Source organism: Algoriphagus locisalis (genome assembly GCF_900116615.1).
GTDB lineage: Bacteria > Bacteroidota > Bacteroidia > Cytophagales > Cyclobacteriaceae > Algoriphagus > Algoriphagus locisalis.
On sequence record NZ_FPBF01000005.1, the window covers coordinates 43,150 to 68,986 of the forward strand.

Consider the following 25,837-nt stretch of genomic DNA (forward strand, 5'->3'; position numbering starts at 1 on the left):
AATTTGAACTGCTTCTTTAAATCTGCTTCTCATTTTACGGGGAAATGATATCTTTAAGGAGTTCTTTTTCATTAACTCTTTTTCATGACTGTTTCCGAATACCTGCAAAGCATCAATTCCCGATACCGTCTTGGCCACGCTACAGAACATACGTTCCGCGGTGATCTACAAAATCTAATTGAATCGCTAGTTCCTAACATATCCGCTACTAACGAGCCAAAGCGTCAGGCATGTGGTGCTCCCGATTACATTCTGACGAATAAAAAAGAAATCCCTGTCGGCTTCATTGAGGCAAAGGATATTGGATATTCCGATCTCACAGGTGCCAAAAAGAACGGGAACAAAGAACAATTCGACAGATACAAGGGCTCACTGGACAACCTGATCTTTACCGATTACCTGGATTTCTATTATTACAAAAGCGGTGAACTGGTCACTTCCATCCGTATAGGTGTGGTGGATGCAGGCAAAATCTTACCACTTCCGCATAACTTTCCTGCATTCGAACTTCTGATCACGGAGTTTACCACCCATATCAGCCAAAGCATCAAAAGCCCAAAGAAACTGGCAGAGATGATGGCGGGCAAAGCTAGAATGCTGGCGAATGTGATCGAGAACTCTCTGAATTCTGATGAGATCAATCAGGAGAATTCTACCCTCAGGGAGCAGATGAATGCTTTCAAGGAAATCCTCATTCATGACATTACCCCAAAGGAATTTTCGGATGTCTATGCCCAGACCATTTCCTACGGGATGTTTGCTGCTCGATTGTATGATGAATCTTTAGATACTTTTTCCAGACAAGAGGCAGCCGAACTGATCCCCAAGTCCAATCCTTTCCTGAGAAAGCTTTTCCAATACATCGCCGGATATGACTTGGACGATCGAATCAAATGGATAGTGGATGCCCTGGCCGATATCTTCCGGGCCGCGGATGTGAATGCCATCCTGAGCAACTTCGGTAAGGCAACCCAGACCGAGGATCCTATCATCCACTTTTACGAGACCTTCCTGAGTACCTATGATCCTAAGCTGCGCAAAGCCCGGGGGGTATGGTACACGCCGCATCCTGTGGTGAATTTTATCATCCGAGCGGTAGATGATATCCTGATCGATGAATTCGACCTACCGATGGGACTGGCGGATACCTCCAAAACCAAGATCAAAGTACCCATTCCTACCCATGACAAGCGCTTCTCTGGAGGCATGCGGGAAGTGGAGCAGGAAGTGCATCGGGTGCAATTTCTCGATCCGGCTACAGGCACGGGCACCTTCGTAGCAGAGGCGATCAATCACATCTATTCCAAATTCAAAGGACAGCAAGGTGTATGGAATTCTTATGTGGAAAGTCACCTGCTGCCACGCATCAACGGCTTCGAACTTCTGATGGCTTCCTACGCCATGGCGCATCTGAAGCTGGATCTGCTGCTCAAGCAAACCGGCTACACTGGCACCAAAGGTCAGCGATTCCGAATCTATCTCACCAATAGCCTAGAAGAATACCACAAGGACACGGGCACCCTCTTCGCCAACTGGCTCTCCGCCGAGGCCAACGAAGCCAATCAGATTAAGAGAGATGCGCCCGTGATGATAGTAGCGGGAAATCCTCCTTATTCTGTGAGTAGTACCAATAAGGGAGAGTGGATCGAAGGCTTGGTATCTGATTATAAAAAGAATCTGAACGAAAGAAATATTCAGCCACTTTCTGATGACTACATCAAATTCATTCGCTATGGACAGCACTTTATAGAGAAGAATGGATCAGGTATTTTAGCCTTTATTACCAATAATAGCTTTTTGGATGGCTTGATTCATAGACAAATGAGAAAAAAGCTTTTAGAAACTTTTGATAAAATCTATATTTTGGATTTGCATGGGAATGCTAAGAAAAAAGAAACAGCTCCTGATGGATCAAAGGATGAAAATGTGTTTGATATAATGCAAGGAGTGAGTATTAATATTTTTATCAAAAATCAAATTTCCCAGAAAGACGCATTATTACTTAAATATGATCTATTTGGAAGAAGACAAATGAAATATGATTTTTTAGTCAATAATTCACTTGATACTATAGAGTGGGAAAAATTAGAATTAACTCTGCCTAAGTTTCCTTTTGTTAAAAGAAATAATGAATTATTAAAGAAATATGATACAGGTTTATCGGTTGCAGATTTATTTAAAACCTATTCAAATGGATTTACAAGCGAGAGAGACTCGATTACTATTCATTTTACTTCCCATGAATTATCTGACGTAGTCTCAGATATCCAGCTTCTCGAAGTTGAAGAATTTAGAAAGAAATACAATGAACGGCCAGACGGCAGAGATTGGACTGTTGCAACTGCTAAGGCCGATTTGATGAATAATAGTTTCATCAATTGTAAAGTGTTGTATAGACCATTTGATTTTAGATTTTCAGCTTATACAGGGAATACTAAAGGGTTTTATGCATTTCCTAGGCCAGAAGTGCTGAAAAATATAATTAATAAAAATAACATTGGTCTAATAGTAACTAAACAGACAAAAGATAATATTGGAGCTTTTGTGTCTAATAAAATAGCTGGTCATAAATCATTTTCTGGTTATGATAAAAGCACTGTTATTCCCCTCTACCTCTATCCAGATTCCGATTCCCAACTTTCCCTAGATTCCAACCCTACCCGAACTCCCAATCTGGATATGAAATTGGTGGCAGAAATCGCCAAGGGCTTGGGCTTGAGTTTTGTGCCCGAGAAGGAAGAAGGCGGTGAAGTTTGCTATGCGGAGAGTGGGGAAGTAAGCCCAGCCTTTAGACAGAGCTTTGCGCCAATAGATTTACTGGACTATATTTATGCAGTGCTGCACTCGCCAAGCTATAGAGAGACGTACAAGGAGTTTTTGAAAATAGATTTCCCTCGTGTGCCTTATCCAACCGATGTGGAGGAGTTCTGGAGACTAGTCGCCCTAGGCGGAGAGCTTCGACAGCTTCACCTGATGGAAAGCCCAAACCTAAATGATTACATTACCGAGTACCCCATCAGTGGCGAAAACGAAGTGGAGAAGCCACACTTCGTCATTGGTAGGGAGGATTCCCCTTCATTGCGAGGAGGTACGACGAAGCAATCTGATCCAGACAAAGAGACTGCTTCTCCGCCGAGGCGGATCGCAGTGACGGGAAGAGTATATATCAACGCCGATCAATACTTCGACGGCGTACCCGAACTAGCCTGGAACTTCTACATCGGCGGCTATCAGCCCGCCCAAAAATGGCTCAAAGACCGTAAAGGCCGACAGCTAGAATTCACAGACATCCTGCATTACCAAAAGATCATCAAGGCGCTTTTCGAGACAGAGAAAGTAATGAGGGAGATAGATGGGGAGGAAAGAATGGAACAAGCTGATTGATATGAAATTAGAATCAGTTTTTTCAAGATTGTTTTCATATCGTCAGAGGGAAAATATAACTCCCTTAGAAAATTACTTAACAGAATTATTTGCATTCTGTCTTGAATCAGATGTTATTTTTCGTAAAGTTTTTTTTGAAAATTGTTTAGGAATTTATAATGTTTCTAATGATGTTAAAGTAAAAACACAAGTAAGTTATAAAAATTTTGGAAGACCGGATATTGAAATTTCATTTGCGGATACGATTATTCTAATAGAGTGTAAAGTTAACTCATTTGAAAGGAAAGATCAGCTAAGTAATTATATTCAAATATTAAAGAAATTCCACAAAGAGACTCCTTCAAAATACTTGGTTTATTTGACTAAATTTTTTGAAAATAGAGACTTTGATGATCTAGGGGTTGAATTTCGCTTGCTTAGATGGTTTTCAGTTTGTGATATAATTACCAATACCAACTCAGAAATAACAATTGAATTAAAAAAATTTTTAATAGAACAAGGCATGGAAAAATCGAAGAATTTTACAATTAAAGACCTTTTAGCAATGCAGACAATTCCTGAGACTATGACAAAAATGGATGAGCTGTTAGAGTTATTTAAAACGGAATTTATGACCGAATTTGGTGGGTATTCCAAGAATTCAAGTAGGAGTTCCCAGTTTTATTATAATTCATATTTGAACTACGTTGCATTAAAATTTTTATCCAAAGTATATAAATTGCAAATTGGGTTCTTTTGGTGGTGGGAAGATCATGAGCTGCCTTATGTTGGCGTTTCCATTGAGCTGCCATTAAGATCGTTCAAGAACTCTGAATTTTTAAGACTACTTGAAGAAAAACTAGTTAAAAAACACAATTGGGAATTTGAAGAAAATGAGAATTTTTATAATATATCATCTTTTCTACCAATCACCGATTTCCTTCATGAGGACGATAATAATTTCGAAATGCATAAATTCTTACAAGATCAATTACAAATATTATATGACTTAAGATTTAAAGATAAGAGATTATTTACTAAGTAATCCGTCGTTTAATATAGAAAGTGAGTATGCATTTAATTTTGGGATTCCTCCCCGAGGCAGCCTGAAACTTCTACATCGGCGCTACTAACCCACAAAAAAATGGCTCAAAGACCGCATAGGATGAACATTGGATTTCCAAGACATTCTTCGTTATCAGAAGATCAGCAAAGCATTGGTGGAGAGTCATAGAGTGATGAGGGAGACAGATGGAATAATGGGAAAATAGAATTTTTCTTATGATTACGGGACAAATTTAAACTTAGAAATTTTGAGGCAAGAATTGAATTTTAAAGGATTATGGCACCTCCCTAATCTTAAAGATAGAAAGATCGCAGGAATCTTAACCTTTAAGCCTGAGCTAGAATCAAAACTAGAGCTGATTGGAACTTTAGAAGAGCCCAAGAAGAAATTTCTTGAACCAGACAATGGGCCTTATTATGAGGTGATTTTAGGATTGTTGGAAAATGGTGATACTATCTCCCTGATTGACTGTTATAGAACAAATTATAAAGCTAATTTTAAAGTAAATATTTCAACTGCATCTTATAATGTCAGGATTATTTTGTCAAACCTTGGCTTAGAGTATAGATCAAGTAAGTTGTTTAATAAAATTTCTTTTAATATAAATGTTTTTCCTCAATGGATGAAGGTAAATATTATAAATCAGAAATTGTTTTATCAAGGAGAAAACATTGATGGGTTTGAGTTGAAATTTTTAAAATCTAAAGATCAAGATATTTACAGATTTGACACGGCAAATGATTTTTCAATTGAATTTTCATCGTTTGCAAGCTATAAAGAAGTTAATTATTCTGGGTATGAATTGTTTTCAAGTTTTAGTATAATAATAAGTTCTTCTGAAAATAATAATCTAAGTTATTTTCTTGAAAAATCAAATAGATTTATTTCATTCTTAAGATGTTGCTTTTCTGATCACGTGTTTTTTACGAATTTCTACTTTCATGTAGAAACACTAACAAAAAATCAATATGAACACCCTTGGAAACGCTGTGTATTTAAACAAAAATACTTTAAAAATAAAATTGATCGAAGCTCATATATGAAAATATCTTTTATTGATATAGAAGAAAAAATAAGTGAAATTCTATCAAGTTGGATGAAATTAAACAAACAAATAGATCCAATAATTGAAACTTTAATCGAATTGAATGAAAGAGGTCGTGAATTTACTATTAAGGATTTTTTAGCCATTACGCAATGTGTTGACGGGTTCCATAGAATGTTTAAAAGTTCCAAGCAAATGCCTTTTGTAAAAAGAATAAAAAAGCTCTATTATGAATTGATGTCCATTAATATAATTGATTTTTCAGAAGGAGAAATAAAAAGGATAGTGGATAATAGAGATTATTACACCCATTTACACCAAGACAAGGGCGTTGATTTTTTTACAATACCTGAATTATTTCAAAAAACTAGAAAACTATATGCTTTGGTTTTATTTTCCATACTAAAAGAGGTAGGATTTACAGAAGAAATGCTAAGAAAATATGGAGAGGATGATTATTTAAATTAACAATACTCTCGTCGGACTTGTATGATTGATGGTATCTGCCCTTTCATAATTCGTAGAATTTTTCGAATTAATATGTTCAACCCCTCTGGGGTTGCCTTTTCAACTCAATATTTGGTTATACGCAGGTTGCACCCACGGTTATTTAATTGTTTGATCCCTGCGGGATCTTTAACTTAAATGTTCTCAAATCAAATGCTCACTGATTTTTAAACGACCATGAAGTGATTCAGCTTTGAATACCATGGGTAACATCTTTCAGTTGTCACTTACTCCCTTCGCCGAACTATCTCGATCTTTCAGGTTTAGAGTTCGTTTTGGTAAATTCCTCCGGTATATCCACCCCCTCAAAAAATTTTTCAATTGTCATATTATTATAGCTATGAATAATACGAATAAGCGTCGATATCTGAAGATCAGAATTTCCTTTCTCATATTTTCCATATTGGCTTCTGTTGATTCCTTTGTCATAAGAAAAAATATCAGAGTTTGTATATCCTTCTAACTTCCGCAGATACTCCATTCTGTCTCCAATCGATTTAAGTAATTCTGCTTTTGGGGTCAATTTCTCTTCTTGATTTTCCATTCAGGCAATCACATAATTGCCGTGAAAAATTATTACTCCTAATTAGGAGTATTTGATTAAATACTCTATATTAGCTGTGGATATTTTAGAAATACCTCGGATATTTTATTCAAAGGGATAACTTTGAATTGATATTCGAAATGATTTCTAAGCGTTCGCACTTAGTGTCTCAGAACTGAAAACGGCCAATTTTCTTTATGGAACGAGACAAGAGTGGGAATGCTCACGCCATTGGCGTGGGCTACTCGCTTGCTTGTTCCCAGGTGCTTGGCCGTACCTCAGTTCTTGCAAGAAGGAGAGTCCACTTCAATGGCTTTTTTTCTTGGGGACTATCGTTATAACCCAAGTATCATGGAACAGGCCTTGATTTTTTCTGGATTAAGTAGCTTCCCGGGATCAGTATTCTCGAAGAAAGATCTGTCTGTGCTTTTTTACTTTGGGGCACATTGCTCATTACCTATGGCCTATTATTCATTACCAGAGGTACAGGGCATTATCGCTTCAGATCGCCTGTATCCCCTGAAGCCCAAGAATCCTATATAAAGGGTTCGTTTTTTATCGCCGATTAATGGGAGGTGCACATCCCTGAGCAGATCGGTTACTACACACTCACGTCAGCAAGCTCACAGTAGCCGGTAGAGCTGACACATTTCTTAGTATTTATTTATTGCAGGTTCGACGGGCTCACCACAAGTGGTTGCTCGGTTGGGGCAAGGTGGGATTTCTATGTCTTGTTTGGAGTACAAAGTATCAAGTACAAAGTACCAAGTAGGGGAGTGCTCACTTCATTATTCAGAATTCATCATTCGACATTTACTATTAAAGTGATGGATTTGCTTGAAGAAGAGATTTCTCCTTCCCGATGAATCGGGACAGGCTGTCCCTCGTCGAAATGACCCGGAAGTGCGACTTAGATTGCTTCTCCCGATTCTCGGGATCGCAATGACGGTAACATTGACGACTGATCACTTCGACTGAGACTCAGATTGCTTCGTCTCTCTTTGTTCTATTCACGGCCGTGGACCGTCGTCTGTCGACTGTGAACACACCACCTGACATCGGACACCCGACATCGGGCATCCAGCAATACAAACATCAAAAGCATGAAAAAAATAATACTCATCTGCTTACTGGGATACCTATGCGTACCCACAAGCACTTCCACAGCACAAGTTGCTGATTCACCTCCGGGGCAGAATTTGGTTTATAGCCTCGGAAATCCAGGGCAGGAGGGCGAAAGCTCTTCTGCCTCAGTGGGGGAGGCTTATATCTATGGGGAAGTGGTAGGAAAGCAGCTATCAGATACAGTTTACCTGGCTTCCTGGACCCATTTTCTGGATGATGACCAGCAAAACCCTGCGCCTTTACAGCAGCAATCTGAACTTATGCGGGGCAATCTATTTGAAGGATCTTATGGCAAGCAAGTCTTTGAGTTTAACCTGCCTGTTACAGATGCTGTATCTTTATTTTCCCTCAGATTGGACAAGTTTCCTGTCCTAAAAAATTACCTCATCGCTGCAGGAGACAGCATCAAACTACTGATTGATCTACGGGCAGGTCAGGTGCTGTTTACCGGACCTTCAGGTCCCAAGTATCAGGCACAGCATCTGATCCGCCAAAGTTTGGAGGCAAGCAGACAGGATCAGGATCCGGTGATGGTTAGCTCCCCCAGTGGAAAGGAGAAAATGATCTCCCGCTACCCAGAGATGTATCAAAAAGCCCAGGAAGAGGCTTCCGGATTGAGAAAAAGCCTACGCTTTATCACAAACAGAGCAGATAGCCTGTATCAAGTGGAAAGTCTGGCTCTTACCGATCCCTTCAGCCATCCTGCATGGAGCCTGTTGGAATCCCAGACCCCGTTTCTGGGAGAGCAGTTTGCTTCCCTAATTTCCTCCCGGATTATTGCCGCCCAGTTACTGCCCTTTTTCCGTTCTGCCAGAGCATATGCTGACCTAGGGAAGCAGGTTTTTGAGCTTACACAGGAGCAAAGAGAATTCTTACTCGAAGCAAAAGAACGGTTCGGCTGGAATGCCCAGGCACCCGAACTCATAGAAATCCTGCTGCTGGAGCGCTACCTCACGGCACTCAGGGAAGGCACCACCCTTTTCTTCCAATACGATCAGATGGAGCAGCCCATCCGGGATAGGCTGTATGGAAAATACCTGGCCAGTAACATAGAACACAGGGCCATCAGTCCAGAGGCATTTGCCCATGCAGGTCAGACAGTTCAGACCCCCTGGATTTTGGATATGATCCGGGACATGCAGGATCATCTGGTGGCAGGGGCAGATCTGAGCGGATACTCCTTTGCCGATGAAGCTGGAGACCGGGTGAACCTACAGCAGTTTGAAGGCAAATTGGTTCTGGTGAATTTCTGGCTTTCGGGCTGCGTGTACAGTCAGGCGGAGTTTGAAAATGTGGTCCATCCTGCAGAAGAGCATTTCAAAAACGATAAGCGCATAGTGTTCTTATCTGTATCTGCTGATCCCAGAAAGACAATATGGCTGAACACCCTTGGCACAGGGGAATTTACCTCAGCCCTTTCCCTGCCGGTATATGCAGGAGTGGAGCATGCCATGATGCGGGATATGGGCATCCATAGCTATCCCCGAAAAGTGCTGTTGGGTACCGAAGGACAGTTGTTGGCATTTCAGGACTTACCTAGAGATGCAGCATCCCTGATCAGTATCCTGGAAGAATCACTTGAATCTATTCCTTCACCTCAACCTCTATCAAAATGAAAAATTACTACCTACTATTGATCTATATCCTTTTGGCTGGGATGCCGCTACTGGCACAAACCCAGCGGACCGTCACCGGAACGGTGACTGATAGTCAGGACAAAAGCGCCCTGCCGGGCGTGACTGTATTGGTAAAAGGAACTACGAATGGTACCGTGACCGATGAGGAGGGTACCTATAGCCTGAATGCTCCGGGAGAGTCTGTCGTTCTGGTGTTTTCCTATTTGGGATATTCCACCCTGGAGCAGGAGCTGACTTCTGGGCAATCCATGTTAAATGTGCAGATGACGCTTTCAGATTTTGCACTGGATCAGGTAGAAGTTCTGGCCACAGGTTATCAGGAAATCCCCAGGGAACGGGCTAACGGCTCCTTTGTAGGACTGGATAAGGAGCTGGTCAACCGACGTGTCAGCACAGGCATCCTAGAGCGCCTGGAGGATGTGACACCCGGTCTGATATTCAATCGGGAAGGAACAGAGAGTATCAGTATCCGGGGTAGATCTACCATACAGGCCAATGCTGAACCCCTGATCGTGGTGGACAATTTCCCTTATGATGGACCCATAGAAAACATCAACCCAAACGATGTGGAAAGTATCACGGTACTGAAAGATGCATCCGCAGCTTCCATCTGGGGAGCAAGAGCAGGTAACGGCGTGATCGTCATTACCACCAAGAGGGCAAAGCAGGGTCAGAGTTTCAGGGTATCATTTAATGCCAATACCACCGTCGTAGAAAAGCCGGATCTGTTTTACAATCCTAAAATGTCCATCTCCTCGCTGGTCGATTTACACCGGACTTTATTTGACAGGGGCCTGTATAATTCCAGTATCAACTCCCGAAACAAAAGCAGTGTACCACCCGCGGTAGAAGTACTGCTGCAAGCACAAAATGGGGATATCACCCAGGCTGAGGCAGATGCGCTGCTGGAAGGGTTTAAAAGACGTGACTTCAGAAATGAGCTGGACCAGTATTATTATAGACCGGCAGTGAATCAGCAGTATGCACTGAATCTATCAGGTGCAGGTACAGTCCATCAGTATAACCTTTCCTTGGGTTATGACCGCAATAGCAGCCAGATCGTAGGAAATGAAAATAGCCGATTGACTTTGTCTCAGAACAATGCCTGGAAGCTACTGGATAACAAGTTGGATATAGGAGCAGGCATTTATTGGGTACAGGGAAAGGATATCAACAGGACCACCCTGGCGAGAGGAGTTGCCTATGATAGGCTTACCGACGATGAGGGGAATCCCATAGCAATCAGTGAAGCCTATTCAGACCGCTATTTGAACAGTGTGGAAGCCGAACATCCGGATTTGCTGAACTGGCGCTATGTTCCTTTAGAGGAGATAGGCCTCTTGGATAATAAAAGTCTAAGTTCTGACCTGAGATTGAATGCAAATCTCGGATACAGGATTCTACCCGATCTTAAGGCAGAGATCCGGTATCAGTACTGGACTAACCTGACCGAAACCAGAGACCATATCCCACAAGAGGCCTTTTATGTACGTGATTTGATCAACCAGTTTTCGGAGTATGATGCGGATGGAATCCTTACCCGGCATATGCCATTGGGGGGTATTTTGGACCATGGGACTGGCAGGGGAGAAAGTCATTCCTTCCGCTCCATGCTGAGCTATGAAAAGTTATTTGCTAGCGGCAACAGGATCAATGCTATAGGTGGATTTGAATTCAAAAATCTGATAGCCTATAATGATGCAATGCGCTATTTTGGTTATGATGATGAGTTGGGGCTGAGTGTAGCGGTAGATCCCAATACAAGATACAGGAAGCTGTTTAATAATATCCTAGGATCCCTTCCTGCCAACCAGTCGCATACGGGATCCACTGACCGCTTCGTATCGTACTTTGCCAATGCTTCCTACCAGATTGGCACCCGTTTTAATTTCTCTGCCAGTGCCCGTAAAGACCAGTCCAATCTCTTTGGGGTCAATGCCAATCAGCGGGGAGTGCCGCTTTGGTCAGTAGGAGGGGGATATACTCTATCGGAAGAGAAATGGTACAAAATGAAGGAGCTGCCTTATCTCAGGTTAAGGGCTACTTATGGGTACAATGGAAATGTGGACAAGCGTACCTCTGCTTACACCACGGCCAGGTATTTTATTTCCTCTTCTTCCACGATCCCCAACCTTCCCATAGCGGCCATTACCAGTCCTCCTAATCCCAATCTGGGTTGGGAGAAAATAAGGATAGCCAATTTGGGCTTGGATTTCTCTTCCAAAAATTCAAGAATCTCGGGTACGCTGGAATTTTATCAGAAAAAAGGTGAAGATCTGATCGGGGACATAGAAGTTCCTGCCTCATCGGGATTTTCTAAGTTTAGGGGGAATTTTGCCAATACAGCTACGTTTGGGTTCGACTTTAACTTCAGCACCTTGAATATAGACAAGGGATTCCAGTGGAAATCAGATTTTTTCTGGAGCTATGTAAACGAAAAGGTCACCCGGTACAATTATACCTTGTCTCCTTCCAATTTTCTAAATACCGGTGCGATCAACCCTTATGAAGGCAGACCGCTCTTTGGGGTGTATGGCTATGATTGGGCTGGGCTGAATCCTGAAAACGGCAACCCTATGGGGTATTTAGATGGAGTTCCAAGTGAGGATTACAGGGGGATTCTGAATGCCGCCACGTTGGATAATCTGGTCTATGCGGGACCTGGCAGGCCGGTGCATTTCGGCTCCATCCGGAATACCTTCAGCTGGAAAGGTTTGGAACTGTCTGCCAATATCAGTTTCAGACTTGGGTATTATTACCGTAGAGCCTCAGTGAGCTATAGAAATATTTATTCTGGAAGTTTTGAGCATGGGGATTATGATAAGCGTTGGCAGACTGCAGGTGATGAGCTACTTACACAGGTGCCGTCAATGCCAGAAGTCGCCAATACCTTCAGGGACAGTTTTTATCTGTGTTCCGAGGCACTAATTGCCAAAGGCGATCATATCCGGCTACAGGATGTCCGACTGGCTTATTCATTTAGGGAGGGGAGACTTTCAGGTTCACTTATTCGAAACCTGTCGGTCTATACCTATGCCAACAATCTGGGGATCATCTGGAAGGCAACAAAAGATGAGCTGGATCCGGACTTTAGAACTTCCCGGCCACAGCGTTCCATAGCATTTGGGCTTAACTGGAACTTTTAACCTAATGCATAAATAGCCTAAAATCGTGCCTACTGACCGGTAGCCATATGTACTTTAAAAATCAATTATTATCGCACGAAATATCCATGACGGGCATACTAAACACAGGGGATGATTTTATCACAGCATACTCCTCATTAGCAGATTGGTTTGTTATTAGGGCGCGCTGGGGAGACGCAGCAGCAGTCTTGTCCGCCGAAGGAGGAAGCCAGGCGGTGGGCCTGCGGGTTGAAGCTTTGCTGGCGTCTTGGCCTTTTGGTTTTTGGGCTAAGCCAAAAGAACAAATAAAATCTAGCATATAGCTAGCTATTTAGAAGGATAAGATTCTTAAACCCTTTGATGATTTTCTCAAATTCTGTTAGTGTAAAATTTATAAACTTAAACTATAGACACGTGAAATCGAGCATGTCGGAAGTGACACACAGAGGGATGATTATCTCCCAGGCGAGATTCCATATGGCCTTTAAAAGACAAAATATAATCATATGAATAATTACCTAAGAATAATATACCTATCCGGATTCATTTTATGCCTCATCAGCTGCAATGATTTTCTGGATGAAAAGCCAAGCAAAAGTCTGGTGGTACCGACAACACCGGAAGATATACAAGCCCTCCTGGATGGTGATGGATTGATGAATTCAGATGCGTTTACACTTTTTCTTCAATCTGACGATTTTGAATTGGGGGATGCGGGTGCCGCAGAGTTGGATGATTGGCAACGCAATGCCGTGTTCTGGAAAGGGGAAATTGACAACCCGGATGGGGTCACATTAGAGTATAGGAATAGTTACGAGAAAATCTTTGTATCCCATTATGTGATGGAGCAAGTAAAAGGATTTGAGGATTCCTCTCCCCAAACCAATGAACTCATGGGGCAGGCCTTATTTTATCGGGCTTACGGATACTTTACGCTAGCCCAGCTGTTTATGCCGGACTATAGAATGGCAAAAGAGTCCGAAGAAGAAATAGTGCCCTTAAGATCTGAATCCCAGTTGGATGTAGATGTGCCAATGGCTACAGTTTCACAGATGTATGCAGAAATTGTATCTGATCTTGAACAGGCAATTTCTCTTTTGCCGGAAACAGCCAAGTATGTGACCAGGCCTTCCAGAGTAGCGGCTTATGCATTATTGAGTAGAGTGAATTTGGCGATGGGAGACTATGAAAAAGCCTTGGAGAGTTCCACAGCTGCCTTGGCCATCCGTTCGGAATTAATGGATTACAATACTATTGATACAGTAAATACCTATCCCATCCCTTTTCTAAATGAGGAAATCATTTTCAATGGAATCCAAACTGCCTATTCCTTCTCTTTTTCCACCAATCTACTGGTGAATTCTGAGATTTATGAAAGCTATGATGCTATGGATTTGAGGAAGCCTTTGTATTTTATGCTGAATAGTGAGGGTTCCCCTAATTTTACCGGAAGCTATAATGGCAATTTTGAACTGTTTTCAGGTATTGCGGTAGATGAACTGATGTTGACTGCTGCAGAATGTACGGTAAGAGCAGGGGACCTACAGGCAGGTATGGACTATCTGAATAAGTTGCTGGAAACCCGTTGGGTGACCGGTTACTATGTTCCGTATGTAGCTTCCTCCCAGCAGGAGGCGATGGATATCATATTGATGGAAAGAAGAAAAAGTCTCCTGTATAGAAGCACCCGTTGGATGGATTTAAAACGCTTAAGCAATGAACCTTTATTTCACAAAATATTGAAAAGGGAAGTAAGTAGTTTTAGTGGGAGTCTGGATCTGAGCCAGGAAGCCTATGCGCTGAAGATCCCGGCAAGAGAATTGGTGTTTGAGGGCAAATAGAAATGCAAAAGGAGAGGCACTTTGCCTCTCCTTAATCTTTTACCAAAAGGAAAAAGAATCTGCTTAAACCTCAGTCAGTTTACTGGCATCGATGACATTCAGTTCTCTGTCACTGTCTGATGAATTGATAGGCATACCAAATTCATCAGGAGAACTTACCCTACAATTGCTGTCATCTTCTGGATCACAGGAATAGGTATCAGGAGCTGGGTTCTGATCGGTCAGATCATACCAGATTCCCGTGTCTGGATCCTGAGCATATTGAACTACTGGAGTTGGCTGGGTAAACGCAAAAGCGGCTACCACAGCAAGCGAAAATACACCTCCGCGTAGGAGGTTTAAAACTGAAAGTTTCATAAGATTATAATTTGTTTTTAATTGCCTTATGGAATCTCGCATGGATGGTATTTATTATTCCGTTTAGGATGGTTGTCATGCTCAATTTCATAAGTTGTAATCATTATAGTTTAGTGATAACTCCGGTCGCTGTGGATGATCTGATAGGCCACGAACCATTGCAGATCTTCCTTCCGAGAGGGGCGTCCGGATTTTTTTTACCCCCTGCTGTTGTCCGGCAACCACCTGGTGGCTTCACGAACCGTGTTGTTTTTTCTTCTTCAATAAAAAGCTGCTCCCATAGCACTTGCAGTGCTGGATTTGCCTTGGCGTTTTAGTCATACCCTTTGAGGTTTGCCACACCTCGAAGGTTTTATGGTTTTGTACTGATTTTATCCACCATGGTCTGTGTCTCCACAGACCATTTACTCAATTCGCGCAAGTCTTCCTGACTTGTGCGGTGGATAATGCAGTCTCCTGACTGCCTTCAGACTTCGGCTGATCGATATTTGTAATCTCGATCTGTTTCCGTAGGATTTTCAATCCGATTTTTCACTAACTCTGGTTACCTCCTCGGGAAAAACTTTCGTTTTTTCATGGCACCTCGTGTCCGAGGGAAATGGCCTTTTTGACTTTTTTACGCCGGGTTAAAACCCGCCGCTACCCATCTGGCCTACCTAAGGCAGGCCCCCTAGCTCATCTCACGCAAGCCACTTGTCTTGTCAGCTGTTAGGAATCATAACCTCGCTACACGGATGCAACTCTTCCTTCTTATCTATCTTACTCACACATTTGCATCATTGTAACCACCCAAGTTCTTGACTAGGCCGCGCCATGGAGCATATACGGTTTTTGAGATGAAGTCTTAACCGTTAAGAAAATTGGCTAGCTCGCGAAGGATTGAGCGAGATCCGCCAATTTTTAGGTAAAGACAAGTCTCAAAAATCAAATCGGTCCACAATCGTTTTCCCATTATGATCCTTTCTCCGATTTGAAGTATAGGCTCGGGCAAAGAGTTTTGGATACTTTTGCTCTTCAAAAGTATCAGAGAAATAAACTTGCCCTTATCCATTCACACAATCGAGAAATTGCTGATACTTCACACAAATAAGACCCTTTTCTATACTCTCTTCACAAGGCATCGGTCATCGGACACTGGACTTTTCTTCCGTCTCCCGTCTCCCGTCTTCTGTCACCCCACATCCAACAACTCCACTAATCTTCCAATTTCGGCTGATCGGAATTTGTAATCCCGATCTCAAACCGTAGGATTTTCAATCCGACAATTGATCTTTTGACATGTTTTGACGCTCCTGAGACCACTATTCAATTATTTTCATTTCCATCCTCCTGCATTAGCCCCCGTTTCCATATGATAATCCTGCGCAGGAGGCAATGGCCTTCTGGTCTTTTTTGACCTAGGGTTACGCCCTTCGTTCCTCAGGTCTCCACCCTAGGCTATTACAAGTCACCCCGTTGGGGTTCTCCTAATTTTCCAATTTTTCAATCCGCCACGGCGGACAAGTTTTTCAAATTTTTCATTTCTGTCTTAACTCTTTCATTACTCCAATAACCAATTACAGCCACTGTCAAAAACACCAGATTAAACACCAGATGTTCTCCCCAGCCCAGACTACCCAATACTCCACCGCAAGAACATGGTGTGCGTCCTGTAAATCCAAACCATACCCAGGAGACATATCCTGTAAATGATAGCATGAGTAAGCTGCTTGCCATAAAGCCAAACTTTCGCAAAGCAGGAATCAGTAAGGAAATCGCAACTAGCACCTCCACTATAGGCAAGCCATACAAGAGAGCCTCGGTCAGCCATTCTGGAAACCATTGGTTATAAAGAGCAAATTTTGTCTCCCTCCAGTCATACACCTTACTTACAGCTGTATAAGTAAAGAGAGCGGCCAGAAGCCAGGCGGGTCCTTCGACTAGGACTGAGGTAAGGGATACTGCTGGGCTTTTCATTTTTTCCTATTAAGGTTCTTCCAATGCTGTTGTCATCATAGTTAACACTTGCTACCCCACTCTCCTCAATGCCTGCCCCGCAGTATTGCGGGGAGTCTGTTCCGAAAGCGTAGTGAGAGCTTCTGAATTTTAACTTCAGGAGAAAATTAATTGACATAAATCAAAAAAATGCAGGAGAATTTTCCGCCTACCTGAAATATTCATGCGAAAACAGGAAATATTTCCGATTTTATTGGAGGTTTTTACTTAATACTAAAAATTACCTATTGGATTTTTAATTTACTTAACATAAACTTAACACACAGTTAGTGATTGTTTACTAAGCTTTTGGAGGTTCTACAGCATTCAGACTTCTTATTTTCTTTTTATATAAATTTTTAATTCACGGTTATGGAGACACACTTAGCTCAAATGAAGGAGGACTATGATCAACTGGTCCCGGGACTTTCACTCGATTATCAGAAGTTGAAATTGTACATGTATTTCCGGAAGAGGAAGAAGGGGACCATACTTAAGGCTCCAAATACTTTAGAGAAATGCAGTCGCTATATATGCAAGGGATATATGGGGCTGATGAAGCAAATGGAGGATGGAGAAGTGCTCAAGGAAATCTTTGGAAGCACGGATGTAGCCTTTGACTTCAAGTCCTACGCTAAAGAGAAAAAGACCAAATCCTACCTGATCTGTCTTTCAGATGTGGTCTATTTTGAAGTAAGCAAGGAATCCGAGCTGGACTTAGTGAAGCACTTCCCGGAATTTATCAAGCTGGGTTTGGCTATAAACCATCGATTACTCGAAAGAGTCTCTAGGCGCTCCTCGATAAAAGGGAAGGGTATTCACAAAGGCTATAGGAAATTCCTTCAGGATTTTCCAGGTATTGACCGGGTCTTATCCCAGAATAAAATAGCCACCTATTTTGGATGTACGGACAGGACGGTACGCGCAGTTCAAAAAGAATATAAGGAAACAGACTTATGAAATCGAGCATGTCGATAACGACACACACTAGCATGGTTATAAACGCTGCGAGATTCCATATGACCATTGAAAAACAATTATAAACATATGAATCAGTACCTACTTCCTGTGTCAATCAATACTGCCACCCCTTTTTTGGAACCGGAAATCTGTAGCTGGATGTGGGAATCAGGATTAGTTTCCAGTGAACCCAGGTTAGAGCGGATGCAGGACCAGAAAATCATATGGTTTGCAGGCTATCTCTTCCCGGAAATGGACGCAGGCAAATTAGATTTGATCACCAGGTTTTTCTGCTGTTTGTTTATCCTGGATGATTTATTGGATGAAGTAGGAACCGATGAATCTATGCTCTTGCTGGAGGCCTTGGCGAATACTACCACTACATCAGCATTGAGGACCTCAGGTATCGTTAAGGCTCTTATTGATCAGTTAGGGCTGCTGATGCTGTCCATTTCCCGTTTAGGAAGCGAACATTGGAAGGCGGGATTCTACGCCAGCTGGAGTGATTATCTCGAAGCCCAGCAATGGGAAGTTCAGAACAGGATAGCAGGCCATGCTCCTGCACTGGCGGAATACAAAGAAATGAGGCTTTTCAGTTCGGGAGTTTATCTCGCACTTCATCTACTAAAGATGGGCTGGACAAACCTGGATTGTCCTGTCAGTTGGATTGAGCAGAAAGTAGGCCGGATTATCTGCCTATCCAATGATCTCAGATCCGTTGAAAAGGAAAGAAAAGATCAGGATTTTCATAATGAGTTATTGCTTTTGCAATTGCAGACAGGCTGTAGTGATTCCATAAGCTATAGCTATGCCAGGAAACAGCTTGAAGGCTTATTCGATCAGTTGTTCAAACTCCTGGAATTGATAAAGGAAAAAGAAGGCTATTCTGAAGCTTGGGTGAATGAATTACTTCTGCTCTTAGGTGGCTGTATGTATTGGTCAGATCAGGATACAGCAAGGTACGGGATATCAGTAAATGGAATAAGTAAATTTTAATCAGAAATGGAGGTGAATCATGAGCAAAAAACGCTGTGTAATATACCCCAAAGATGTGCAGGTTATCACAGGAAGAAGTGAACGTTATGGGCATTCTATACTTGTAAAAATCAAGGTTAGGAATGGAAAAGAGCCTTACCAATTCGTCACGCTCCATGAGTTTGCCGAATTCTCAGGGATACCCCTTGCTCAGGTAGAGAGCTATATCTACTGAAATCATGGCTAGGTGCAGTACCACCTCAGCAGAAGGTCTTCCAGCGTATCGCCTGGTGTCCTTTAGTTATGCTGGATAGAAATTAACAGCCAAAGGGTGTTTTCCTTCGACTTTGCATCGACATTTCATCGACTCTGGGATAACTTTTCCTCAGAGCCATGTAAAAGAAAACCCGATCCATAGTAAACCTAAAGAGGAACAACTGGAAGGAAATGCTATCCTCCGAAAACTATAAAGTAATGGAAGAGGGGAGACGGGAGATGGGAGATGGGAGACAGGAGACAGAAGACAGGAGACAGGAGACAGAAGAGGGGAGACGGAAGACAGAAGTCAGAGTCGAAGAGGTATTTTATTTGGAGCTTCCATCATATTGCTCTGGGCGATTTATTAAATAATATGTATATCCGCTTTTCTGCCAGTATAGAGACTAAAGCATTATAGGATTTGTTCAACCCTAGCATTGAGGCTACTTCGGTCATCCGTCATCGGTCTTCAAGCCAATAAACCAAGGAAAATATGGCTACTGGCATCATTGCGGATAATCAGATTAAATAATATGTATATCCGCAATTGCGCCAGTAAAAGGTAAAAAGCGACTTAAAGTATGGTTAACACTAGCGTTGCTGGTACTTCAGCCCGTCCCGCCACTGCGGGAGTCACCCGTCATCCCCGCCTGCCATCGGGCAGGGGTCTTCCAGCCTGATAAGCAAAGAATATAAGATTACTGGCATCATTGCGGATCATCATATTTTTTTATAAAAACGACTAAATGTAAACTATCTATAGAAATTCAATCAAACCTTTATTAGCTATGGCAATCATCAATACGAGTATCCTGGGCAAGATCTCAGGCAAGCTGGGAAATACAGTGATTTATGAGCGGAATGGAAAGACCATTATCAAGAGTCTTCCCGCTAAAAGCAGCAAACCCCCGACTGCCAAACAGCTCTATCACCGGGCGGCATTTAAGAGAGGGCAACAATTCCTCGTTCCTATAAGAACAGAGTTGGAGCTGGGATTTGCCAAAAGAAATGCAGGCCAAAGTCAGGGCTTCGGCAGAGCACTTTCTGTGCTCTTGAAGACAGGCATACTCAATGAAAATGGAATTCCTGTACTTTACCCGGAGAAAGTCAAGGTTTCAGAAGGGGATGTATTGGGAATTGACGGTGCCGAGGCGCAGTGGGTAGGGGATAATGTTCTCGAAATCACCTGGTATCCCAATGCTTTTATGGGGCATGGCAAGGAAGCCGACCGCCTCTTCGTGGTGGCCTATGATCCTGAAAATGGACGTAAATGGGCTATTACCCAAGGAAACTACCGGAAGTCGGGTTCCCAGCAGATCCAGTTCCCTTGGTCATCCGACCTACGGGGGAGATTTTATGTGTATGTCTCCTTCTTCTCTGAGTCCTACGGAAGAAGGCAGTTTTCGGATTCTGTATGTCTGGGCAGGGTGTGAGAATTCTTTCAGATTTTTAGCTTATAAATTGCAAAAAAATAACTTTATTTTTCACGAGGGTATTGGATGAGAAAGAATTATTTCGTTGTTTCAAACGAATTATTTCATATTAAAATCAATTACTTTATATGTTTTTATGTTTCCTCAAAATAAGGAATTGATTAATAAGGGATTACTTGTTTTTCTGATTATTTTATGTGCGTTTACCTGCGGAATAGAGAATGAAAATCCTAGGCTAAGCGATAACGAAATCATTTCGTTTGATTTTTTGGCTGTTGACAATGAAGGGATAGAGCTTGATATCATTGGTAAAATTGACAGAACAGCTAATACAATCATTTTGGATTTGCCAATGAATGTTGATAAATCTCACCTTTTTCCATCTGTTTCAGTTTCTGACGGAGCCACAATATCCCCAGATGTAAATCAAGCATTTGATTTTTCTAAGCAAGTAATATTTACTGTGATTGCTGAGGGGGTTAGTAGGGCTTACACTGTTAAGGTAAATAATATTGAATTTTTGAAAAGTAGAATTCTCAAATTTGACTTTGGAAAAGCTAAGAATAACAATTTGAGTACGGATGTGAATGGGGTGGTGAATCATGACTCTCAATACATTTATATTTCTCCTCCATGTGGTACTGTTGGGACTAAATTCGTCCCGACTATTGAAGTTTCTGCTGGTGCTAAAGTTTCACCTGCATCAGGAAAAGAGCAAGACTTTTTAAATGGAGCTATATATACAGTTACCTCTACCGAAGGTGATGTTAGTAGATACAAAGTGGCTTTGGCTAATGAGTCATCGGATAGAAAAGCTCTAGTAGATTTTTACCTTTCAAATCCCCAGAGTAGTCTGGATTGGAATATAGATGCTCCAATGGAAGCTTGGCGCGGTGTGACACTTGAAAACTGTAGGGTAGTTGATGTGCTGTTAAGCAATAAAAACATAAAAAACATACCTGCTTCATTTGGTGATTTAAGTGAACTTAGATCCCTGAGTGTAGCTTTCAACCAGATTGAATCAATTCCATCTGAATTTGGGAGACTTTCTAAATTGGAGGTTATCCTCCTTGATGGTAATCACCTGAAGTCCCTTCCAAGTGAATTGGGGGATTTAGAATCTTTAGTTGTATTGAATTTATTTGGTAACCAGATCACAGAAATACCGGTAGGTTTAAATAATCTGCAGAACCTTTCCAGTTTAGACTTGAGCGATAATAAACTAACCGAATTACCTGAAGAGCTATTCGCAGAAAACAAGTTTAAGCAACTCAAATACCTCCGTTTACATTACAATGAGCTCAAAGAATTGCCTGCCGGAATTTCTAACCTCACCCAGTTGACTGAGTTAAATGTTGCATATAATCAATTAGAAGGATTGCCGGATGAGATAGGAAGACTGGGGAATTTAAGCCTACTGAAACTACATGATAACCAGCTAGCGACACTTACGGAGTCTATAGTCGATCTGAGCTCATTGACTTATTTATACGTTGGAAATAACAAGCTATCAAGTCTTCCACAGAATATGAGTCGAATGACTTCTCTTATACTGCTGGATCTGGAGGGCGATCTTTTCACAACTATACCAGTGCAATTAAGTGACTTGCCTACTTTATTGACTCTGCGGATGAAGTCCAATCAGATTTCCAGTATACCTCCAGAACTTGGGAATCTGAAATCTTTGCAATCTTTAAGGCTGGACAATAATAAACTCTCGGAGATTCCGATTGAGTTGGCGAAGCTTACCGCACTTAGATATCTAAGCCTTAAATCCAACGATCTGACTTATATTCCTCAGGAGATTTGCGATTTGAGGAAGACAGGTACAGACGTGTATATTGATACGGGAGTGATTTGCCGCTGACTTAATTGAATAAAAATCCTATGCTAAAGAAATTGAAGTTGTTTTTCCTCTTTACTAGTAGCCTTATTGCCACATCATGTATGGAGGAGGAGCCTAAGGATATAGAGCTGCGAGTCTCTATTATGAATAACTATGTCATCAATCCTGGTGATGTACTGGTGGTGTTTATTAATGATTTAAATGGTGATCTACTCTACTCAGAGGAAGTAGAAAAGGGAGATGTAGTTTATTTCAATCTGGATCAGCGGAAAAAATATCATCTTTCTTACTATAACAAATTTCACAAGGGTACAATCCATAAAATTGAAACCTATTCGGGAATCGATCCATCAAAATCAATCTATATAAGATTTCCCCCTACTGATTATCAGATTTTTGACAGATCAAAGACCATTTATATGAAGGGAAGTTCGGAGGTGCCCCTGAAATCAGGGATGATTAGTCTGAACAATGGTTTTTATGAAAGTTTTAATTTCTTCAACTATTTGACTCCTTATCAACAGTATATAAAGGGACCGCAAATGCTTCTGGATAGTATGAGTATGATTTCGTTTCATTACCCAGATGGGAAATGGAAATATGCCTTAAGACAAGCTGATAAGAGCAATTATATTGATTTTGAGATAGATGAGAACGAACTTTCTGATTTGGTGGAGTATATGGATCTGCCCACTTCAAAATTTTATTCTATGCAATATAATTTGAGCACAGCCAACCTGGTTGAAGGAAAATTCATAAAGGGGTATTCTGTAGCAACAAACTACCATCCGCACTTTAGTGATTATGTCAATAATCAAGTCGGATTTACAAAGGAGTTTGATGATTATATTTTACACATAAGTGCGGATTTAAATGAATTTAAGGACGTTACTCTCAGATATAAGTCGATAGGAAAGGCACCGAAGTCACTTAAAATTCCCTACCCTATCATTGCGGAAAAGGGAAATTCTATACCCTCACAAATTAACCTGGGTGCGCTGGATGGTCTATCGTATTATAAGATTAGCACCTTCGAAGATATTGTAGAGCCGGGAAGATCTTTATCTATGTACTGGAATATAATAGGAGATAACCCCGCTTTTAAACTGACCGAATTTCCTGAATCTGTCCTATCCAACGAGCCTGACCTTTCTCGGCTTCTTACTTCTGACAAGTTATCCATTTCTACGTTTCAGTCTCCATTTACTTATTCTGATATACTTGAATCGGAGCTTTACAATAATTTTGATGTGGTGGAACCGGCAGGCGAATATTTTGAAATACATAGAATATTCTAACTAGATGACATGCCTGCCTGTATTCCGGAAGACAGGCAGGCATGTCGAAGACAGCGCTCGGAGGTATTATTCTAAACCCTGCGAGATTTTTCCTGAAAATTATAACTAAAAAAACGTGAGAAGATATCTACTGATTTTACCGCTGTGCCTTGCTATGCTCTTATCCTGCACAGAAGGTGAGGACCAGTTGCAGGATCCTCCTCATTTGGCTATGCTGGAAATAGAAGAATTGGAAAATCAGGAACTGTTGTTTACAGCCTTAGCTTCAAATTTTGCGAAGCTGGCCATTTCTGAGTATGGATTTATTTATGGGGAGGGTTCACAGCTGAATCTCAGTGAGGATTTTGTGGTACAGCGTTTTGGAAAACCTTCAGAGCAGTTTTCGCTAAGTCCGATTCATTATATGGAAAGGGGAAAAGAATACTATGTGTCTGCTTATGTCAAAGCAGGCAGTGAGACTTATCAGTCCGAACCCACTCCATTTGTAGGAAAAGGCTTGGCTGCTTTTGCTTTGGATCATATCGAGATGCCTGATCCGTTGTACTTTGGAGATACGGTTCGGTTTTTTGGCAAGAATGTTTTTCCGCTGATCGATAAATATCTCGCATCAATTAACAAAGTAGAGGCAGAGGTGGTCGAAGTAGAAAAAGACTACTTCTCTATACTAATACCTTATATGAAGCTTAGCAATAAGGTTGATGATGATTATGTGTTTGACTTTCATGTTTTTGCGGATACGAAAGCCACTGTGGTTCAGCAAAAAGTGAATTTTAGGGAGCCCGTGTTTGAACAAGGGGCAATTCAGAAGGTTGACTTCGGAGAATGGATTAACATAAGAGGTCAATACTTTGGGATAGATGATATAGTCCCGGAAGTGGATGGGAAATCTTTAGGATATGGAAATGTAACTCAAACAGACTCTTCGATTTCCATTAGGATCAATTTTAATTTAAGCTCCGACACACCTTCTATAGTTTTGCCTATCAGGGGCGGGAATTATATGCTGGAACAATTTGCCCAATTGAATCCCAGCTACTTGTTGCCAAACCAAGAGTATGTTGGGTATGGCAATCAAAACTTCCTCATCAAGGGTGTGAACCTAAACGCCACCAACCTGCTAATTACAGACCATGCTCAGTTTAATGTGGAATCTGAGGATCTTTATGTTTTTGCGAGTAACGGTGAAATTGACTTAAACTATAGTAAAGAATTTGAAATCAGCCCTAGGGTGTCTAAACTGTATTTAAACAATTTAGGTGAATTGGGCGATAATTATGTTCAGGTTCACCTACAGGATGCGGTATTAGGCCATTCCAGAATACCTACCACTATGGGTTTCTTGACCTCCAAAACGAGTAAAGCGGTGGGTATAGGCAAGAATGGCTTTGTCTTTTCAGAAGATAAAATCGTGAAAATTGATATTGAGTCTCGAACATTCCAGCAGGTAAAAACACTTCCTGCCTCTTTTGTGGGGTACAGCACGACCTTTGCCCAGTTCGCAGAAAATAAGCTGATTTATGTTGGCTACTTAAGCGCTGATGGCAGTTTGACCCGTTTTGTGGAATATAATCCAGTGACTAATTCCTATGTGATCTTGCCAGATGTTCCCTCTAGAGCCGTTAGACCTGCTTTTGTATATTCCCATGGTGACTTTGTCTATATAGAAGGGGGGATTGGAGTAAAAGGAGTTAGAGAGGCTGATTTTGTAGAGGAGTCTTTTAAATACAATACAAAGACCAAATCTTGGATTAATTTAAACCGGGTTTTTAAAAATAACGAGTATTCCGGTCCCTGGCACTCATTTGTATACAATGGCATACTCATGATCGGTGGTGGCTTTGCCGAGCCTTGGGATGACGGCAGAGCAGGGATGAAGGTAATGAGCTTCAATGCGCAACATGAAACCTGGGAAGATTTTCAGTTTGAGGATTTAGGCGCAATGGGCGACTTTGAGGGATTTCAGTTTATTAACGGGAAATTCATGAACTATTCTGAGCGGTATGTGACTGGTTTGGATCTTGTATCTGGAAAAAGTTTTACAGTAGATAATTTTCCCCGGAATAATATTTCCGGAATGAGGTTTAATACTGGTTTTGCAGCAAATGAAAAGTATTATTTTATTTCTACGGGGGGCATTTTATATGAGGCTGATCCAGTCTATTTCCTGATTGATTATTACGATATATAGATGCTGCTGAATTTCGCTAGCACGATCTTTTTCAGATTTTTATTTCCTTAAAATGGGCTTTTCTGCTTCGCCGCCATTTGTGTCCGCACGAACAGCTTAGATTCCAAGCCTCACACACAGGGATGATTATAATGCATGCGAGATTCCATAGCCTGTCCCGACTAATCGGGGTGGCCTTTGAAAATCAAATTATAAACACATGAAACCCTAGGCTATTAATCTGCCATGCCTACGGCATTGATTCTTTTTACAGGTATTGGAAATGATACCCAGCTGTCCGTCTGTTCTAGATTCA

Annotated in this window: 19 protein-coding genes; 16 read left to right on the forward strand and 3 right to left on the reverse strand. The window is 41.5% G+C overall.

The annotated features are described in order from the left end of the window. The first annotated feature begins 84 nt into the window (after window positions 1–84). The 3 genes from BM386_RS14315 to BM386_RS14325 all read left to right on the forward strand — a co-directional run bounded on the left by BM386_RS14315 (window position 85) and on the right by BM386_RS14325 (window position 5,942). Window positions 85–3,384 carry a type ISP restriction/modification enzyme gene (locus BM386_RS14315; RefSeq protein ID WP_091695559.1) on the forward strand — a complete coding sequence of 1,100 codons (3,300 nt, stop codon included), beginning with the start codon at window positions 85–87 and terminating at the stop codon, window positions 3,382–3,384. A gap of 1 nt (window position 3,385) precedes the next feature. Beyond that, a complete protein-coding gene (locus tag BM386_RS14320; RefSeq protein ID WP_170857105.1) occupies window positions 3,386–4,408 on the forward strand; it encodes a PD-(D/E)XK nuclease family protein in 1,023 nt (340 codons plus the stop codon). A 268-nt stretch (window positions 4,409–4,676) separates the two neighbouring features. Next, window positions 4,677–5,942: an ApeA N-terminal domain 1-containing protein gene (locus tag BM386_RS14325; RefSeq protein ID WP_091695561.1), complete on the forward strand. Its 1,266-nt coding sequence runs from the start codon at window positions 4,677–4,679 to the stop codon at window positions 5,940–5,942. 283 nt (window positions 5,943–6,225) lie between these two features. Here BM386_RS14325 and BM386_RS14330 read toward each other — a convergent pair whose 3' ends face one another. Then, complete coding sequence (locus BM386_RS14330; RefSeq protein WP_091695563.1) at window positions 6,226–6,525, reverse strand: helix-turn-helix domain-containing protein; 300 nt, start codon at window positions 6,523–6,525, stop codon at window positions 6,226–6,228. Between the two features lie 351 nt (window positions 6,526–6,876). Here BM386_RS14330 and BM386_RS23485 point away from each other — a divergent pair, with 351 nt between their 5' ends. The 5 genes from BM386_RS23485 (at window position 6,877) to BM386_RS14355 (ending at window position 14,253) form a co-directional block, all read left to right on the forward strand. After that, window positions 6,877–7,068, forward strand: a complete 192-nt coding sequence (locus BM386_RS23485) for a hypothetical protein (RefSeq protein ID WP_139235924.1) — start codon at window positions 6,877–6,879, stop codon at window positions 7,066–7,068. A gap of 560 nt (window positions 7,069–7,628) precedes the next feature. Further along, on the forward strand, window positions 7,629–9,266 hold the full coding sequence (locus tag BM386_RS14340) for a TlpA family protein disulfide reductase (RefSeq protein WP_091695567.1): 1,638 nt from the start codon (window positions 7,629–7,631) through the stop codon (window positions 9,264–9,266). Continuing rightward, the gene (locus BM386_RS14345) at window positions 9,263–12,433 is read left to right on the forward strand and encodes a SusC/RagA family TonB-linked outer membrane protein (protein WP_091695569.1); all 3,171 of its coding nucleotides are present in this window, start codon (window positions 9,263–9,265) and stop codon (window positions 12,431–12,433) included. Before BM386_RS14340 ends, BM386_RS14345 begins: the two co-directional genes overlap by 4 nt. 86 nt (window positions 12,434–12,519) lie before the next feature. Continuing rightward, on the forward strand, window positions 12,520–12,735 hold the full coding sequence (locus BM386_RS14350) for a hypothetical protein (protein ID WP_091695571.1): 216 nt from the start codon (window positions 12,520–12,522) through the stop codon (window positions 12,733–12,735). A gap of 183 nt (window positions 12,736–12,918) precedes the next feature. Continuing rightward, a complete protein-coding gene (locus BM386_RS14355) occupies window positions 12,919–14,253 on the forward strand; it encodes a RagB/SusD family nutrient uptake outer membrane protein (RefSeq protein ID WP_091695573.1) in 1,335 nt (444 codons plus the stop codon). 63 nt (window positions 14,254–14,316) lie between these two features. On the opposite strand, the gene BM386_RS14360 is transcribed toward BM386_RS14355, so the two are convergent. Then, the gene (locus BM386_RS14360; protein WP_091695574.1) at window positions 14,317–14,610 is read right to left on the reverse strand and encodes a hypothetical protein; all 294 of its coding nucleotides are present in this window, start codon (window positions 14,608–14,610) and stop codon (window positions 14,317–14,319) included. Window positions 14,611–16,092: 1,482 nt separating this feature from the next. Continuing rightward, the gene (locus tag BM386_RS14370; protein ID WP_091695578.1) at window positions 16,093–16,566 is read right to left on the reverse strand and encodes a MauE/DoxX family redox-associated membrane protein; all 474 of its coding nucleotides are present in this window, start codon (window positions 16,564–16,566) and stop codon (window positions 16,093–16,095) included. Between the two features lie 390 nt (window positions 16,567–16,956). Between BM386_RS14370 and BM386_RS14375 the strand changes: the two genes are divergently transcribed. The 8 genes from BM386_RS14375 (at window position 16,957) to BM386_RS14405 (ending at window position 25,542) form a co-directional block, all read left to right on the forward strand. Further along, complete coding sequence (locus BM386_RS14375) at window positions 16,957–17,544, forward strand: cyclic nucleotide-binding domain-containing protein (RefSeq protein WP_139235925.1); 588 nt, start codon at window positions 16,957–16,959, stop codon at window positions 17,542–17,544. 87 nt (window positions 17,545–17,631) lie between these two features. Next, window positions 17,632–18,540, forward strand: a complete 909-nt coding sequence (locus BM386_RS14380; RefSeq protein WP_091695581.1) for a terpene synthase family protein — start codon at window positions 17,632–17,634, stop codon at window positions 18,538–18,540. 19 nt (window positions 18,541–18,559) lie between these two features. Further along, on the forward strand, window positions 18,560–18,754 hold the full coding sequence (locus BM386_RS14385) for a hypothetical protein (protein WP_091695582.1): 195 nt from the start codon (window positions 18,560–18,562) through the stop codon (window positions 18,752–18,754). 212 nt (window positions 18,755–18,966) lie between these two features. Then, complete coding sequence (locus BM386_RS23490) at window positions 18,967–19,149, forward strand: hypothetical protein (protein WP_139235926.1); 183 nt, start codon at window positions 18,967–18,969, stop codon at window positions 19,147–19,149. Between the two features lie 416 nt (window positions 19,150–19,565). Beyond that, window positions 19,566–20,210, forward strand: a complete 645-nt coding sequence (locus BM386_RS14390; RefSeq protein ID WP_091695584.1) for a DUF6266 family protein — start codon at window positions 19,566–19,568, stop codon at window positions 20,208–20,210. A gap of 136 nt (window positions 20,211–20,346) precedes the next feature. Beyond that, on the forward strand, window positions 20,347–22,077 hold the full coding sequence (locus tag BM386_RS14395; protein WP_091695586.1) for a leucine-rich repeat domain-containing protein: 1,731 nt from the start codon (window positions 20,347–20,349) through the stop codon (window positions 22,075–22,077). Between the two features lie 20 nt (window positions 22,078–22,097). Then, the gene (locus BM386_RS14400; protein ID WP_139235927.1) at window positions 22,098–23,354 is read left to right on the forward strand and encodes a hypothetical protein; all 1,257 of its coding nucleotides are present in this window, start codon (window positions 22,098–22,100) and stop codon (window positions 23,352–23,354) included. A gap of 115 nt (window positions 23,355–23,469) precedes the next feature. Further along, complete coding sequence (locus BM386_RS14405; RefSeq protein WP_139235928.1) at window positions 23,470–25,542, forward strand: Kelch repeat-containing protein; 2,073 nt, start codon at window positions 23,470–23,472, stop codon at window positions 25,540–25,542. The last annotated feature ends 295 nt before the right edge of the window (window positions 25,543–25,837 follow it).

What these genes read in the sequence shown, in the direction of transcription:
- BM386_RS23485 (WP_139235924.1), top strand. Translation starts at nt 6,877, where the DNA reads ATGGAACAGGCCTTGATTTTTTCTGGATTAAGTAGCTTCCCGGGATCA.
- BM386_RS14395 (WP_091695586.1), top strand. Translation starts at nt 20,347, where the DNA reads ATGTTTCCTCAAAATAAGGAATTGATTAATAAGGGATTACTTGTTTTT.
- BM386_RS14315 (WP_091695559.1), top strand. Translation starts at nt 85, where the DNA reads ATGACTGTTTCCGAATACCTGCAAAGCATCAATTCCCGATACCGTCTT.
- BM386_RS14320 (WP_170857105.1), top strand. Translation starts at nt 3,386, where the DNA reads ATGAAATTAGAATCAGTTTTTTCAAGATTGTTTTCATATCGTCAGAGG.
- BM386_RS14385 (WP_091695582.1), top strand. Translation starts at nt 18,560, where the DNA reads ATGAGCAAAAAACGCTGTGTAATATACCCCAAAGATGTGCAGGTTATC.
- BM386_RS14360 (WP_091695574.1), bottom strand. Translation starts at nt 14,610, where the DNA reads ATGAAACTTTCAGTTTTAAACCTCCTACGCGGAGGTGTATTTTCGCTT.
- BM386_RS14375 (WP_139235925.1), top strand. Translation starts at nt 16,957, where the DNA reads ATGGAGACACACTTAGCTCAAATGAAGGAGGACTATGATCAACTGGTC.
- BM386_RS14345 (WP_091695569.1), top strand. Translation starts at nt 9,263, where the DNA reads ATGAAAAATTACTACCTACTATTGATCTATATCCTTTTGGCTGGGATG.
- BM386_RS14355 (WP_091695573.1), top strand. Translation starts at nt 12,919, where the DNA reads ATGAATAATTACCTAAGAATAATATACCTATCCGGATTCATTTTATGC.
- BM386_RS14390 (WP_091695584.1), top strand. Translation starts at nt 19,566, where the DNA reads ATGGCAATCATCAATACGAGTATCCTGGGCAAGATCTCAGGCAAGCTG.
- BM386_RS14340 (WP_091695567.1), top strand. Translation starts at nt 7,629, where the DNA reads ATGAAAAAAATAATACTCATCTGCTTACTGGGATACCTATGCGTACCC.
- BM386_RS14330 (WP_091695563.1), bottom strand. Translation starts at nt 6,525, where the DNA reads ATGGAAAATCAAGAAGAGAAATTGACCCCAAAAGCAGAATTACTTAAA.
- BM386_RS14380 (WP_091695581.1), top strand. Translation starts at nt 17,632, where the DNA reads ATGAATCAGTACCTACTTCCTGTGTCAATCAATACTGCCACCCCTTTT.
- BM386_RS23490 (WP_139235926.1), top strand. Translation starts at nt 18,967, where the DNA reads ATGCTATCCTCCGAAAACTATAAAGTAATGGAAGAGGGGAGACGGGAG.
- BM386_RS14400 (WP_139235927.1), top strand. Translation starts at nt 22,098, where the DNA reads ATGCTAAAGAAATTGAAGTTGTTTTTCCTCTTTACTAGTAGCCTTATT.
- BM386_RS14370 (WP_091695578.1), bottom strand. Translation starts at nt 16,566, where the DNA reads ATGAAAAGCCCAGCAGTATCCCTTACCTCAGTCCTAGTCGAAGGACCC.
- BM386_RS14350 (WP_091695571.1), top strand. Translation starts at nt 12,520, where the DNA reads ATGACGGGCATACTAAACACAGGGGATGATTTTATCACAGCATACTCC.